The organism is Bradyrhizobium sp. Ce-3 (assembly GCF_022835695.1).
Lineage (GTDB): Bacteria > Pseudomonadota > Alphaproteobacteria > Rhizobiales > Xanthobacteraceae > Bradyrhizobium.
Genome location: NZ_BQUV01000001.1, coordinates 819,456 through 832,931, shown reverse-complemented (window position 1 = coordinate 832,931; position 13,476 = coordinate 819,456). Strand labels below are relative to the sequence as shown.

Here is a 13,476-nt window from a genome sequence, read left to right as displayed (position 1 = left end):
CATGTCTGCGATCCAGATCGTCTGCGCGGTGGCCGTTCCCTTGCTCTGGGGTTATCAGTTCGTGGTCATCAAGATCGGCGTCACCGAGTTTCCGCCGTTGTTCTTCCTCGGACTGCGCTTCCTGGCCATCGCGCTGCTGCTTGTTCCGTTCGTCAAAAGGCCGACACGCCAACAGCTCGGTCCTGTCGCGGCTATTTCGGTCTTCCTCGGTGGGCTGAACTTCGGGCTGTTCTATGTCGGCCTTGGGCTCGGCTCGGGAAGCCTGTCGGCCGTCGCCTATCAACTCGCCCCACCGTTCACCGTGCTGCTGGCCTGGCCGCTGCTCGCGGAACGGCCGTCGCTCGTCACGTCCGCCGGCGTGGTGCTGGCGTTCGTCGGCGTGGTCGTGCTGGCAGCGGGGCCGGGGCTGTCCGCGAACGCGCTTCCGCTGCTGCTCGTGGTTGCCGCCGCCTTCGCATTCGCGGTGTCCACCGTGCTGACGAAACGCTATGGCCCTTTCGATCCGCTGATGTTGATGGGATGGTCGTCGCTGCTCACCGTGCCGCAGGTGATGTTGATGTCGCTGCTGCTGGAATATGGACAGTTCGCGAGCCTTGGCACGGCGGATCAACGTGGCTGGCTGGCGCTCGCCTACACCATCTTCATCGGCGGCATTGTCGGGTTCGGCCTGTGGTTCTGGCTGATCGCGCGCTGCTCGATGGCCCGCGTCGCTCCGTTCGGGTTGCTGCTTCCGGTGTTCGCGTTCATCTCGAGCGTGATGTTCCTCGGCGACCAGGTGACGCCGAAGCTGATTGTCGGCGGGCTGCTCGCGATTTCCGGCGTCGCCATCACGCAGGTGAGGCCGAGCGCGTAAGGCGGATCGGTGTGTAGGATGGGTAGAGCGCAGCGAAACCCATCGTCAGGTGACGCCCGATGCCATTTCCGCGCTGTCGAGCAGGTTCCATCCAGTCATGCTGCTGACGCAATCTCTGTCTTAGTCGGCGAGAACTAAAACACTGTGTGGGACCACGTGGTTCCCACAATGGTTCCATCGCCGGAATTGGCAGGAATCCGCAAGGGAATGGCACGAGCGAACGCCTCCGCGTTGCCTCGACCATGTCGCGCGGAATCGGAACCGAACGATCGAGAAAAATCAGTCAAGGAGTTATGATGCTGTTCGGCTTGAGCGCCGCAACTTGCGGCGCCCTGGTTGCGCTTGCCGTGTCTGGCACCGCCGCTCGAAGTGAAAGCAATTCGGTTCATTCAAGTGCCGTCGTCAATGCCGCCTGTGGCGATGCGATCGTAGGCGCAGCCTCCATGTACGATCCGTTCAAGCCCGGCAAGGAGGAGGGCGGTCCCAGCACAGCCTCCGGCGAGCGCTATGATCGCTCGGTCTGGGCGGCTGCCATCAAGACGAATTTGCGTCAGAAGTTCGGTGGGGTCCAATTCGGCGCGAGGCCGAAATATGCCCTCGTCGAGGCTGTGGGCAAGAAGGTCATCGTCAAGATCAACGACGTGGGGCCGCTACGGCCTGGCCGCATCATTGACCTCAATGAGCGGACGATGCGCTATTTCGATCCAAGCCTGGAGCGCGGAGTCATTAGTGACGTAAAGGTCAGCCCGCTTGCGGGGGACTATTGGGTTCCCGGACCGGCCGGCTGAACGCTCGGATGCGCTTTCGTCATTGCGAGGAGCGAAGCGACGAAGCAATCCATATCTCGGTACGCGGTGGCATGGATTGCTCGCTTCGCTCGCAATGACGATGTCAATCGACGGAGTTCGCACCTACAGCGTCACCACGATCTTGCCGAGGTGCTTGTTGGCTTCCATGTGCTCGAACGCCTTGCCGATGTCGGCGAACTTGTAGACCTGGTCGATCGGCAGCTGCAGCTTGCGCGCCTCGACCGCGGGCCAGATGTCCTTGCGCACCTCGTCGAAGATCGCGCGGATCTCCTCGATCGTGCGGGTGCGGAAGGTGACGCCGATATACTGGATGCGGCGCGCGGCGTGCAGGTCGAAATTGAAGTCGCCATGGGTGCCGCCGAGCCGGCCGACATTGACGATGCGGCCCTTGACCTTGGTCGCCTTCAGGTTCTGGTTGGCGACCGGTCCTGAGATCTGATCGACGATCAGATCGACGCCTTCGCCGCCGGTTGCCTGCAACACCTGATCGACCCAGCCGGGATCCTTCGAATCCACCGCGAGATCGGCGCCGAATTCCGTCAAGCGGCCGCGGCGCATCGGATCGGTCGATGAACCGACGACGAGCTTGGCGCCCTTCAGCTTTGCAATTTGCATCGCCATCAGGCCGACGCCGGAGCTCGCGCCCTGGATCAGCACGGTCTGGCCCGACTGCAAGGCGCCATTGGTGACGACGGCATTGTGCATGGTGGCGAGCGCGACGGGCAGGGTGGCGGCCTCGTCGAAGTTCATGTTCGATGGCGCGCGGAACAGCCGGCCGTGATCGGCGAGCGTGTACTCGGCGAACGCCGCGCCGCCGGAGCCCATGATCTTGTCGCCGACCTTGACGCCCTTGGCGTCGGGGCCGAGCTCGGCGACCTCGCCCGCCCATTCCATGCCGAGCACGGTGCCGACGCCGCCGGCCGCGCCGTGGGCGTGGCCCTTGGTCATGCCGAGATCGGCGCGGTTCAGCCCGCAGGCATGCACCTTGACCAGCACCTGGGTGCCCTTCGGCACGGGTTTTGCGACGTCGGTGATTTCAGGGCCGTTGGCTCCGTAGACATACGCTTTCATGGGCTTGTTCTCGTTGCTGTCGTCGAATGCGAGATGACTCTGAATTCCGTCATCCCGAGGTGGCCGCTTGTTCGGCGGCCCTCGAAGGATGAACGGCCCGACTGGTGGCCGTCGACCCTTCGAGACGCGCTACGCGCTCCTCAGGGTGGCGGATAACACTCGTGCTCCGCTCGGGCTTACTCCGCCGCCTGGCGCTTGGCGCCGGACATCATCGCCTCCAGCCGCTCGCGGATGATCGCTTCGGCCTCGTGGACGATGCGCGACACCAGCTCGGCGCAGGACGGGATGTCGTGGATCAGGCCCTGCACCTGGCCGGCCGACCAGATGCCCTCGTCGGCATCGCCGGTCGCATAGACCATCTTGCCGCGGGCGCCGGCGACCAGTTCGCGGACGTCCTCGAACTTGGCGCCTTCCTTCTCCATCTGCACGACCTTGGTCGAGATCGCATTCTTGGCGACGCGCGAGGTGTTGCGCATGGTGCGGAAGATCAGCTCGGTCTCGCGCTCGTCATTGGCGACGATGCGCTCCTTCACCAGCTGATGGATCGGGCTCTCCTTGGTGCACATGAAGCGCGTGCCCATGTTGATGCCTTCGGCGCCGAGCGCGAGCGCTGCGACCAGGCCGCGGGCATCGCCGAAGCCGCCGGAGGCGATCATCGGGATCTTCACCTTGTCGGCAGCGGCGGGGATGAGGATCAGGCCGGGGGTGTCGTCCTCGCCGGGATGTCCGGCGCATTCAAAGCCGTCGATCGAGATCGCGTCGGCGCCCATCCGCTCGGCGGACAGCGCGTGGCGCACGCTGGTGCATTTGTGCAGCACCTTGATGCCGTGCTTCTTGAACTCGTCGACATGCTCCTGCGGCTTGTTGCCGGCGGTCTCGACGATCTTGATGCCGCTCTCGATGATGACCTGGCGATACTCGGCGTAGGGCGGCGGCTTGATCGCGGGCAGGATGGTGAGATTGACGCCGAACGGCTTGTCGGTGAGCTCGCGGCAGCGCGCGATCTCCTTGCGCAGATCGTCCGGCGTCGGCTGGGTCAGCGCGGTGATCATGCCGAGCGCGCCGGCATTGGCGACGGCGGCCACCAGCTCGGCGCGCCCGACCCATTGCATGCCGCCTTGCACGATCGGGTGGTCGACGCCGAACATTTCGGTGAAGCGTGTCTTGATCATTCTGCCCTCGTTTCCATCGGAATTTTCCGCGACGCGGACGGCCGCGCACGGTGCTGTTTTTGGATGTCGAAGGAAGGATGCAGTCCTGTCCGGCAAATGTCTACCGGCGACCTGCGGCGCGCCCATGCGGAAATGGCGGGGCCGGCGTTCAGGCGAGGGCGGGGCAGAAGTCTTTCACTTGTTCAGGCGCTGCCGATCGAACACGCAGCGCCTGGCTGAGAACACAACAACCGAGATGCTTGTTACGCCGGCACGGCGTCCTTCTTCGAAGCGGCGGTTTCCTCGTCGAACGCGGCCGCGATGTCGCGCATGCTGACGACGCCGATCAGGCTGTAATTGTCGATCACCGGCACGTGGCGAATGTGGTGCTTGGTCATGAGATGACGGATGTGCTCGAGCGTGTCGCTCGAGGTGCACGACACCAGCTGCTGCACCGAGACCAACTGCGAGACCTTCATGCCGGCGCCGGCCGCACCGTGCTCGGCGATCGCGCGCACCACGTCGCGCTCGGTGAACATGCCGACGGCGGTGTTGCCTTCGGTGCGAACGACATCCTTGACCACGAGCGCGCTGATATTGCTGGCGCGCATCAATTGCGCGGCGATCGCCACCGTCTCGTTCATGCGAACCGTGGCAACGCGAGGGGTCTTCTTGCGCAGGATATCTCCGACTTGCATGGCAACCTCCTTGGTTTATCGTTGACAGGATTCTGGTATACAAAATGCCAATTGTCAACGCGGCGCTACAGGAATCTACCACCCTGGAACAGCTTAAATAGGCAGGTTTGCTGACGTTTCGGACGATTGTGAGTCGCTGCGAGGGTCCAAGCCGGCGGACGACCTCTGGCATCTTGGCATCTGGTATCCCTGTTTCCCCAAAAGAAAAGGCGCACCGAAGTGCGCCTCCATCAGTCTCCGGGGAGGGATCGGGACCATGCGGTCCTGATCGGGTGGTCGTTGCAAGGCCGTCTTGTCAGGCCGTCTGTTAAGCCGTCTTGTCACGCCGTCTTGGCGTTCGCCGCGGTCTCGGCTTCGGCGGCAGCCTCGTTGCCGTTGATGAAGGCGCGGCGCATCGGCTTGATCACGAAGAGCGCCATCAGCGCCGCGGTGGCGTTGAGCGCGACCGCGATCACGAACACCGCCTGCCAGCCATAGCTGGCGGCAACGATGCTCGCGGCCGGCACCAGCAGCGCGGCGGTGCCCTTCGCGGTGTAGAGCATGCCGTTATTGGTGGTCGCGAACTTCGAGCCGAAGGTGTCGCCGCAGGTCGCCGGGAACAGCGAGTAGATTTCGCCGAACACGCCGAAATAGACCGCGGTCGCCAGCACGAACACCAGCGGGTTGTGGCCCCAGGTCGAGAGCGTGAGCAGCATCAGCGCGCCGGTGCCGAACGCGATGAACATGGTGTGCTCGCGGCCGATATTGTCGGAGACCCAGCCGAAGAACGGCCGACCGAAACCGTCGAAGATGCGGTCGAGCGAGATCGCAAAGGTCAGCGCGGCCATCTGGAAGCCGGCGAGCGAGACCGGCGTCGTCGCGATCTTGTAGTCGTGCGCGATCGGCGCGATCTGCGCCGCGGCCATCAGGCCGCCGGATGCGACCATCACGAACACCAGATACATCACCCAGAAGATCGGGCTGCGCAGCACCTGCGGCGGCGTGAAGTCGATCTTGGTCTGCGGCAGGTTGAGCTGCTTCTTCTTCGGCGGGATCGTGACTGAAGGCTTCTGGATGAAGAAGGCGAGCAGGAACACGATCACGCCTTGCCCGACGCCGAAATCGAAGAACGCAGTCTGGTAGCCGCTCGAGGCGATCATGTTGGCGATCGGCACCACGGTCAGCGCCGCGCCGGCGCCGAAGCCGGCCGCGGTCGCGCCGGCGGCAAGGCCGCGGCGATCGGGAAACCATTTCAGTGCATTGCCGACGCAGGTGCCGTACACCGAGCCGGCGCCGATCCCGCCGACCACCGCCGCGGCGTAGAGCAGGGTGAGTGAGTTAGCGTAGGAGTTCAGCACCCAGGACAGTGCGATCATGACGCCGCCGAACATGATGACGATCCGCGGGCCGTATTTGTCGACGAACCAGGCTTCGACCGGTACCAGCCAGGTCTCGGTCACCACGAAGATCGTGAAGGCGAACTGGATCGATGCGCGGCCCCAGTGATGCGCGCCGTCGATCGGATCGACAAACAGTGTCCAGCCATATTGCAGGTTCGCGATCATCGCCATGCACACGATGCCCATGACGAGCTGCAGCCAGCGGAAGCCGCTGGTCGAAGGTTGTGCTTGTGTTGCGGCCGTATTGCTGGAAACCATCAACTCCTCCCGAGAGCGCGCCTGGTCTTGTTGTGACCCAGTGTCGCAATTCTTGTGGCGTATCGTCGCAAGCGCGTCGCGGAGGTTGGTATACTATATTCCAGAAAGCAAGCCCATCTTTCTGCTGCGATGCAGCAAAACTGGCATACTTTGGGCTGATCCGCCTTCGCGTCGACGCCGCAAAAATGCAAAGCGCCCGGCGTTGGCCGGGCGCTTTCGTCAACCGAAGAGTGGCGTTGCTTAAGCCATCGCCGTCGATTTCTCAACCACGATTTTCCGCCACGGTTTGAGCACGGCGATCGCGAGCAGCGAGGCAAGGATGTTGGCGCCGGCCGCGATGATGAACACGTTGTCCCAATTGCCCGACGACTGCTGCATGTAGTTGGCGATCGGCACCAGCAGCGCCGCGGTGCCCTTCGCGGTGTAGAGCAGGCCGGCATTGGTCGTTGCGAATTTGGAGCCGAACGTGTCGGTGCAGGTCGAGGGGAACAGCGAGTAGATCTCGCCCCAGGCAAAGAACACGAAGCCCGAGAGCAGCACGAACCACACCGGATCGTGGCCCCACAAATAGAGCATCCAGATGCCGAAGCCTTCCATGCCGAAGGCGATGAACATGGTGTTCTCGCGGCCGATCATGTCGGAGATCCAGCCGAAGAACGGACGCGTCAGACCGTTGAGCACGCGGTCGATGGTGGCGGCGAAGGTCACCGCCGTCATCGTCACCGCCATCAGCGTGACCGGCACGCTGTCGACCTTCCAGTCGACCGCGATCGGCTTCAGGTTCGCCGTCACCATCAGGCCGCCGGCGCCGACGATCACGAACATGAAGTACATCAGCCAGAAGATCGGCTGGCGCAGCACTTCGGTTGGCTGGTAGTTGCGTCGGGTCTGGATGATGTTGGCATTCGCCACGACGGCCGGGACCTGACCGGCCTTCGGCGCGAGCAGGAAGAAGGCGAGCAGCACGATGATGATGCCCTGGCCGAGACCGAAATAGAGGAAGGTGGTCTGGAAGCCGGAGTCCTTGATCATGGCCTGGATCGGCGCCACCGTCAGCGCGGAGCCCGCGCCGAAACCGGCGGCGGTGATACCCGCGGCAAGTCCGCGCTTGTCGGGAAACCATTTCAGCGCATTGCCGACGCACGTGCCGTAGACGCCGCCGGCGCCGATGCCGGCGATGATCATGCCGAGATAGTAGCCGTTGAGCGAGGTGGCCTGCGCGTTGATCGCCCACCCGATCGCGCACAGGATGCCGCCGATCAGCACGACGAGGCGCGGACCGTATTTGTCGACGAACCAGCCCTCGACCGGCACCAGCCAGGTCTCGAACAGCACGAAGAGCGTGAAGGCCCACTGGATCGACGCGCGATCCCATCCGAATTTCTTCTGGATGTCGGGGACGAAGAACGTCCACCCGTATTGATAGTTTGCGATCATCACCATCGCGGCGACGCCGATCGCAAGTTGCGTCCAGCGATAGGTGTCGCTGACACGCGCGGCCGCAGGGGCCGCAGTTGCCTGAACCATGTCCGACATTGATCCTCCCAGTGCGCCCCTTGTCGTTGCTTATGAGCGCGCGATGGCCATCTTGGTATCCGATATGCCAAGGTTCAAGCTGTCGCAGTCACAGCGTGCGGATATGCCGCACAGGACTCAGGCGTGCATTGCAGAAGACTAATTCAGCGCGCAAAGAAATGGCCCCGAAAATCGGGGCCATTGGTCGAAGGTTCAATGTGAGGTCGCATCGCGTGCCGAAGCGGCTCCGGCGCGGAGCGAGCCGAATCCTCGCGGCTTAAAGGCCGAAGCGCGGCAGGTCGCCGTTGCGGTTGGAGATCTCCGCGCTCTTCATCAGCAGGCGGTCGATCGAGGCCAGCAGGCGGCTGATCAGGGTGGCGGAGGGCGCGTGCCCGAACGTGGTGGTCTTGGACATTGGTGTCCCCTTTCATTGGAGGCCAGCAATGGGCCGCCTCATCATCTGAGACCAAACTATGTATACCAGATGCCAGAAACAACGACTTTGTTTGCATAGCAGCATTCACGGCTGTGCAATGCAGCAAAACCGGCTGACTGGCATCCAAGGCTCGGGCGGCAAAGCTCTTGAACCCGGGCTGCGACGAGCCGTGACGCTCCGGTGGATTGCCGGCGTTTGCCAGGGGTGGAAATCCCGCGCTCAGCCTGTCGGAGTCGGCCGGGTGGGCAGGTCATGACCGTCATAAAGAAGGCCGCCCAAATGAGGCGGCCTCGAGTAAGCGGGTTTGCTTTTCTTCTTGGCCGATGAAGGGTCGGGGCCAAATCCCTTCACCGCATTCGCTTCACCGGGTCCAGTCTTCGCCTGCGCACAGCGTTCCCATGCAGCCGCGCACGTTCAGCGTGCCCGACGAGACCAGCGTCACCGAGCTCTCATAGGTCTTGCCGTCGTCGGCGTTGTAGATCCGGCCGGCCCATTTGTTCGGGCCCGCGGGCTGCATGTTGATGAACAGCGACATGCCCATCACTGTCCGGGTGCGCTGCGCGGGATCGGCATTCTTGTCGTCGAGCTGCGGCTTGCCGGTGGCCTTGTCCATCGGATCCTTCAGCCAGACGACGCGGCCGCAGAGCGCGCTGCCGCAGCGGTGGATCTTGATCCTGGCGTCGCCGGATTGGGTCAGCCAGACGCCGGCCGGATCGCTGGCCTTGTCGGTGGCTTTGGCGGCATCGGCGGCGCTGCCGAGCAGCGGGATGTGGAACGCGGCCACGATCAGGCGGCGGGTGAGGTGAGCGTGGATCAATTGCTTCAAGGCCTTGTGCAGGCCGTCATGGTCTGGGAATACCGTCATCATCCACCTTATTCATGAAATTTTTCATGATAAGCATGAAATAAATCACGTTTAAGGTTGAGTCAACAACATTGCCGGAGCATGATGCTTTCCGGCCGTAACGGCTTTTTGGGCAAAGATTTTTCGGATGGGTGCGATGAGGAAATTGGTTCGCGAGCAGCGCCAGCTTTGGTTTCGCCGGCTCGATCGGGCGTTCTGGGTGATCTGGGCCGCGCTGCCGGTGGTGCTGTGGCTGGCCTATTACCGCACCACGACTGCCCCGGACACGATTGCGGAAAGTCTGGGCGGCGAGCAGGCGAAATGCGCCAGTATCGTTGCGAACCCGCTCACCATGTCGACCATGGGCCAGCTGCTGTTCTGGTCGCTGTTCGCACTTGGGGTATCGTTTTACGCCGTGCTGATCGGCATGCTTCATCGCATGGTGAACCGATTCGCGAACGGCCGGATCTTCGTGTCCGAGACGCTGCAGGGTGTCTGGTGGATGGGGATCTTCCTGGTGGTCTGGCCGTTCGTCGACACGATCACGACCAACGCGGTGATCTATGTCCTGTACCGGATCGGCGACATCAAGTTCCTGCTGCTGAACTACAACCTCGATGTCGGCACCATCGCAGGCGGCGTATTCCTGATGGCACTGAAATTCGTGCTCGAGCACGCCATCCTGCTGCAGTCCGAAAACGATCTGACGATCTGAGGGTGATGCTTGTGCCCATCCTGGTGAACCTCGATGTCATGCTCGCCAAGCGCAAGCGCCGCCTTGGAGACCTCGCGGACGCGATCGGCATCTCGATCCAGAACCTGTCGATCCTGAAGACCGGCAAGGCCAAGGCGATGCGCTTCTCGACGCTGTCGGCAATCTGCCGCGAGCTGGACTGCCGGCCGGGGGATATTCTGGAATATGTGCCGGGGGAGGAGGGCGAGGCCGACGGAGGCTGAACGGGCGATCCATCGGAAGGCACGGCCAGGCCGTATCCGCTCAGCTTACAGCCGCGCCTGGCCGGATCAGCGCACGCATCAGCTCCTCGACGAGCGCCGTCGCCTTGGGCCATCGCAAGGTCGGCTTGTTGATCTGGAGCGAGATCACGCCGTGAGTGGCGGCCCAGAGCAGCAGCGACAGCCGTTCCGCATCTTCCGCCTCGCGGCCGGGCGTCGCGGCGAGGATGTCCTTGATCAGCGCCACCACGCGGATCTGAATCGCGCGCCCGAACGTTGCGGCCTTCGGATCGCTGAGGCCCGAAATCACGCGGCCTTCATACAGCATCTTGTAGTGGCCAGGCCGTTCCAGCCCGAACCGAACCGTCGCGAATGCGCCGGCACGCAGCCGCGCCCATGGATCGCTGCCGGCGGCGTCCTCCGCTTTGGTGCGCAGCTCGACCAGTTCATCGAACAGCCGTTGCAGCACCGCGAGCAGCAGCGCGTCGCGATCGGCGAAGTGCGGATAGACCGACGGCGCGGCAATGCCCGCCTGCTTGGCGACCGCGCGCAGCGACACGCCTTCGCACGAGCCGGCCTTTTCGATCAGGGCGATGGCGGCCGTGAGGATGTCCTCGCGCAATTGGCCGCCTTCACCTCTCGCATTGCGTTGACGCGGCTTCATCCCGATCCCTTGACCCTGGTCCCTTGATCCTGGTCCCGGCTGATGCCCGTAACCTTACATGCGTTCGGCTTGACCTGTAAACTTAACGACCGTAAGCTAACGTATGTAATGTTATGAGATCGGAGATCAGATGACGACCACCATATCCCCAGGCGGCGCCTTCACGCCGGCCGGCACCACCTTGAAGCTCAATCGCATGGGTTTTGGCGCAATGCAGTTGACCGGGCCGATGGCGTGGGGGCCGCCCAGCGACCATGCCGCCGCACTGGCCGTGCTGCGGGAGGCGGTCCGCTGCGGCGTCAACCACATCGACACCAGCGACTACTACGGCCCGCACATCGCCAATCGGATCATCGCCGAGGCGCTGCATCCGTATCCGGCCGGCCTCACCATCGTGACCAAGGTCGGCGCGCGCCGGGGACCGGACAAATCCTGGCCCCAGGCGATCTCCCGGCAGGAGCTGATCGATGCCGTCAACGACAATCTGCGCAATCTCCGTCGCGACGTGCTCGACGTCGTCAATCTGCGCCTCGGCGGCCCGTTCGGCCCCGACGACCGTTCGGTGGAAGCGCCGCTCTCGGTGCTCGCCGAGTTGCAGCAGCAGGGTTTGATCCGCCATATCGGGCTGAGCAACGTTTCCCGCGCGCAGTTCGAGGAGGGCAGCAGGATCGCCGCCATCGTCTGCGTGCAGAACCACTACAATCTGGCGCATCGCGGCGACGACGCCCTGATCGACGACCTCGCAGCCAGGCGAATTGCCTATGTGCCGTTTTTCCCGCTGGGCGGCTTCCGTCCGCTCAACGCGCCGATCCTGGACCGCGTCGCGCAGAGCCTCGGGGCAACGACCCGCCAGGTCGCGCTGGCATGGCTGCTGCAGCGCGCGCCGAACATCCTGGTGATCGCCGGCACCTCGTCGGTCGCGCATCTCCAGCAGAATTTTGCTGCCGGCGCCCTGCAGTTGCCGCCCGAGGCGATCGCGCAGCTCGACGGTATCGCAGCCGCCAGCCGGCAGGAGCAACGTTGACCATGAGCGACAGGACCTCCGCGCCCGAGCAGCTGGCGCACCACGCCATCGGCGCGCTGCTCGATGATATCAAGACCGCCTGGGCCGCCAGCGACGCGGACCGAATGGCGCAGGCCTTCGCCGAGGACGCGATTTTCGTCCCGTTCAACGGCGCACGCCTCGTCGGCCGCGCGGCGATCGCCGAGTTTCACGCGCGGCCCTTCGCGACGGCGCTGCAGGGATCGCGCCTGCTGGTCGATCTCGTCGACATCCGCCTGCTGGCGGAGACGCTCTATCTCGTCGCGACCAGCGGCGGACCGGCGCTGCGGGGCGAGAGCACCGCGCCTCAGGCCACGCAGAGCTACATTGTCCGGGACCTCGGCGACCGATGGACCATCCTGTTCTTTCAGAACACGCCGGTGCGCGCGCTTCCCGGCGCCAGCGGCTGATCTCGGGGTACCCCAAAATGAAAGACCGCCGAAAACCGGCGGCCTTTGCATTTTGCTTTGTCGGAAGGCCGGCTTACTCGGCCGCCTGCTTGCGCGGCGGATCGAGCGCGCCGGAATCGTGGATCTCGGCGACCTGGTGGTCAGAGAAGCCGAGCACCTCGCGCAGGATCTCGTCGGTGTGCTCGCCGAGCAGCGGCGAGCGGGCGACCTCGCTCGGCGAATCCGACAGCTTGATCGGGTTGCCGACCGAGATGTACTTGCCGCGGGTCGGGTGATCGACCTCGACCACGGTGCCGGTCGCGCGCAGCGACTGGTCTTCCGCGATCTCCTTCATCGACAGGATCGGACCGCAGGGGATGTCGTCCTTGTTGAGGATCTCCATCGCCTCGAATTTTGTCTTCGTCATCGTCCACTGTTCGATGCGAGCAAAAATCTCGTTGAGGCGCGGCAGGCGGGCCGGCGGCTTGGCGTAGTTCGGATCGGTCTTCCAGGTCGGCTCGCCGATCACGTCGCAGATCTTCTCCCAGACCGGAGCCTGGGTGATGAAGTAGATGTAGGCGTTCGGGTCGGTCTCCCAGCCCTTGCACTTCAGGATGCGGCCGGGCTGGCCGCCGCCGGAATCGTTGCCGGCGCGCGGCACGGCATCGCCGAACGGAATGCCTTCACCGAACTGGCTGTATTCCTTCAGCGGGCCATGGGCGAGGCGCTGCTGGTCGCGCAGCTTGACGCGGGCGAGGTTGAGCACGCCGTCCTGCATCGCCGCGGTGACGCGCTGGCCCTTGCCGGAATGGGTGCGGTGATAGAGCGCGGTGACGATGCCGAGCGCGAGATGCAAGCCGGTGCCGCTGTCGCCGATCTGCGCGCCGGTGACCAGCGGCAGGCCGTCGCGGAAGCCGGTGGTCGAGGCGGCGCCGCCGGTGCACTGCGCGACGTTCTCGTAGACCTTGCAATCCTCATACGGGCCGGGGCCGAAACCCTTGATCGAGGCGACGATCATCTTCGGGTTGATGGCCTGGATCTTCTCCCAGGGGAAGCCCATGCGGTCGAGCACGCCGGGGCCGAAATTCTCGACCAGCACGTCGCACTGCTTGATCAGCGCGGTCAGCACTTCCTTGCCCTTGGGGTTCTTGGTGTCGAGCGTGATCGAGCGCTTGTTGTGATTCAGCATGGTGAAATACAGGCTGTCCACGTTCGGGATGTCCTGCAGCTGGCCGCGCGTGATGTCGCCGACGCCGGGGCGCTCGACCTTGATCACGTCGGCGCCGAACCAGGCCAGCAATTGCGTGCAGGTCGGACCCGACTGGACGTGGGTGAAATCGAGAATGCGAACGCCCTTCAGCGCCTTGGTCATATCTTTTGCTCCGTACTCTGTCTGTCTGCCCCTGCACCCGC

General features: G+C 63.8%; 15 protein-coding genes. 6 read left to right on the top strand and 9 right to left on the bottom strand.

Annotated elements, in window-relative coordinates:
* Position 1: 1 nt before the first annotated feature.
* Both BRSPCE3_RS03900 and BRSPCE3_RS03895 read left to right on the top strand, forming a co-directional pair.
* Positions 2–853 carry a DMT family transporter gene (locus BRSPCE3_RS03900; RefSeq protein WP_244064343.1) on the top strand — a complete coding sequence of 284 codons (852 nt, stop codon included), beginning with the start codon at positions 2–4 and terminating at the stop codon, positions 851–853.
* 293 nt (positions 854–1,146) lie between these two features.
* Positions 1,147–1,641 (top strand): septal ring lytic transglycosylase RlpA family protein, encoded by a 495-nt coding sequence (locus BRSPCE3_RS03895; protein WP_309296290.1) that lies wholly within the window; start codon positions 1,147–1,149, stop codon positions 1,639–1,641.
* 123 nt (positions 1,642–1,764) lie between these two features.
* Here BRSPCE3_RS03895 and BRSPCE3_RS03890 read toward each other — a convergent pair whose 3' ends face one another.
* The 7 genes from BRSPCE3_RS03890 to BRSPCE3_RS03860 all read right to left on the bottom strand — a co-directional run bounded on the left by BRSPCE3_RS03890 (position 1,765) and on the right by BRSPCE3_RS03860 (position 9,038).
* Entirely contained in the window at positions 1,765–2,733 is a 969-nt protein-coding gene (locus BRSPCE3_RS03890) for a zinc-binding dehydrogenase (RefSeq protein WP_244064341.1), read from the bottom strand.
* Between the two features lie 176 nt (positions 2,734–2,909).
* Complete coding sequence (locus tag BRSPCE3_RS03885; RefSeq protein ID WP_244064340.1) at positions 2,910–3,905, bottom strand: nitronate monooxygenase family protein; 996 nt, start codon at positions 3,903–3,905, stop codon at positions 2,910–2,912.
* 242 nt (positions 3,906–4,147) lie between these two features.
* Positions 4,148–4,582, bottom strand: coding sequence for a CBS domain-containing protein (locus BRSPCE3_RS03880; protein ID WP_021082056.1), 435 nt, complete (start codon positions 4,580–4,582; stop codon positions 4,148–4,150).
* A gap of 320 nt (positions 4,583–4,902) precedes the next feature.
* Positions 4,903–6,219: an oxalate/formate MFS antiporter gene (oxlT, locus tag BRSPCE3_RS03875; RefSeq protein WP_244064339.1), complete on the bottom strand. Its 1,317-nt coding sequence runs from the start codon at positions 6,217–6,219 to the stop codon at positions 4,903–4,905.
* Positions 6,220–6,459: 240 nt separating this feature from the next.
* Positions 6,460–7,755 (bottom strand): oxalate/formate MFS antiporter, encoded by a 1,296-nt coding sequence (gene oxlT / locus BRSPCE3_RS03870; protein ID WP_244064338.1) that lies wholly within the window; start codon positions 7,753–7,755, stop codon positions 6,460–6,462.
* A 256-nt stretch (positions 7,756–8,011) separates the two neighbouring features.
* Positions 8,012–8,149, bottom strand: a complete 138-nt coding sequence (locus BRSPCE3_RS03865; RefSeq protein WP_244064337.1) for a hypothetical protein — start codon at positions 8,147–8,149, stop codon at positions 8,012–8,014.
* 382 nt (positions 8,150–8,531) lie between these two features.
* Positions 8,532–9,038: a DUF2147 domain-containing protein gene (locus tag BRSPCE3_RS03860; RefSeq protein WP_244064336.1), complete on the bottom strand. Its 507-nt coding sequence runs from the start codon at positions 9,036–9,038 to the stop codon at positions 8,532–8,534.
* A 133-nt stretch (positions 9,039–9,171) separates the two neighbouring features.
* Here BRSPCE3_RS03860 and BRSPCE3_RS03855 point away from each other — a divergent pair, with 133 nt between their 5' ends.
* Positions 9,172–9,729 carry a DUF2975 domain-containing protein gene (locus BRSPCE3_RS03855; RefSeq protein WP_244064335.1) on the top strand — a complete coding sequence of 186 codons (558 nt, stop codon included), beginning with the start codon at positions 9,172–9,174 and terminating at the stop codon, positions 9,727–9,729.
* Positions 9,730–9,734: 5 nt separating this feature from the next.
* Complete coding sequence (locus tag BRSPCE3_RS03850) at positions 9,735–9,971, top strand: helix-turn-helix domain-containing protein (protein ID WP_375709855.1); 237 nt, start codon at positions 9,735–9,737, stop codon at positions 9,969–9,971.
* Between the two features lie 40 nt (positions 9,972–10,011).
* Here the strand turns inward: BRSPCE3_RS03850 and BRSPCE3_RS03845 are convergent, their stop codons facing one another.
* A complete protein-coding gene (locus BRSPCE3_RS03845) occupies positions 10,012–10,632 on the bottom strand; it encodes a TetR/AcrR family transcriptional regulator (RefSeq protein ID WP_244064334.1) in 621 nt (206 codons plus the stop codon).
* 130 nt (positions 10,633–10,762) lie between these two features.
* Here BRSPCE3_RS03845 and BRSPCE3_RS03840 point away from each other — a divergent pair, with 130 nt between their 5' ends.
* Positions 10,763–11,656 carry an oxidoreductase gene (locus BRSPCE3_RS03840; protein ID WP_244064333.1) on the top strand — a complete coding sequence of 298 codons (894 nt, stop codon included), beginning with the start codon at positions 10,763–10,765 and terminating at the stop codon, positions 11,654–11,656.
* Between the two features lie 2 nt (positions 11,657–11,658).
* On the top strand, positions 11,659–12,084 hold the full coding sequence (locus BRSPCE3_RS03835) for an SgcJ/EcaC family oxidoreductase (protein ID WP_244064332.1): 426 nt from the start codon (positions 11,659–11,661) through the stop codon (positions 12,082–12,084).
* 73 nt (positions 12,085–12,157) lie between these two features.
* Here BRSPCE3_RS03835 and frc read toward each other — a convergent pair whose 3' ends face one another.
* A complete protein-coding gene (gene frc, locus BRSPCE3_RS03830) occupies positions 12,158–13,435 on the bottom strand; it encodes a formyl-CoA transferase (protein ID WP_092125280.1) in 1,278 nt (425 codons plus the stop codon).
* Positions 13,436–13,476 lie beyond the last annotated feature (41 nt).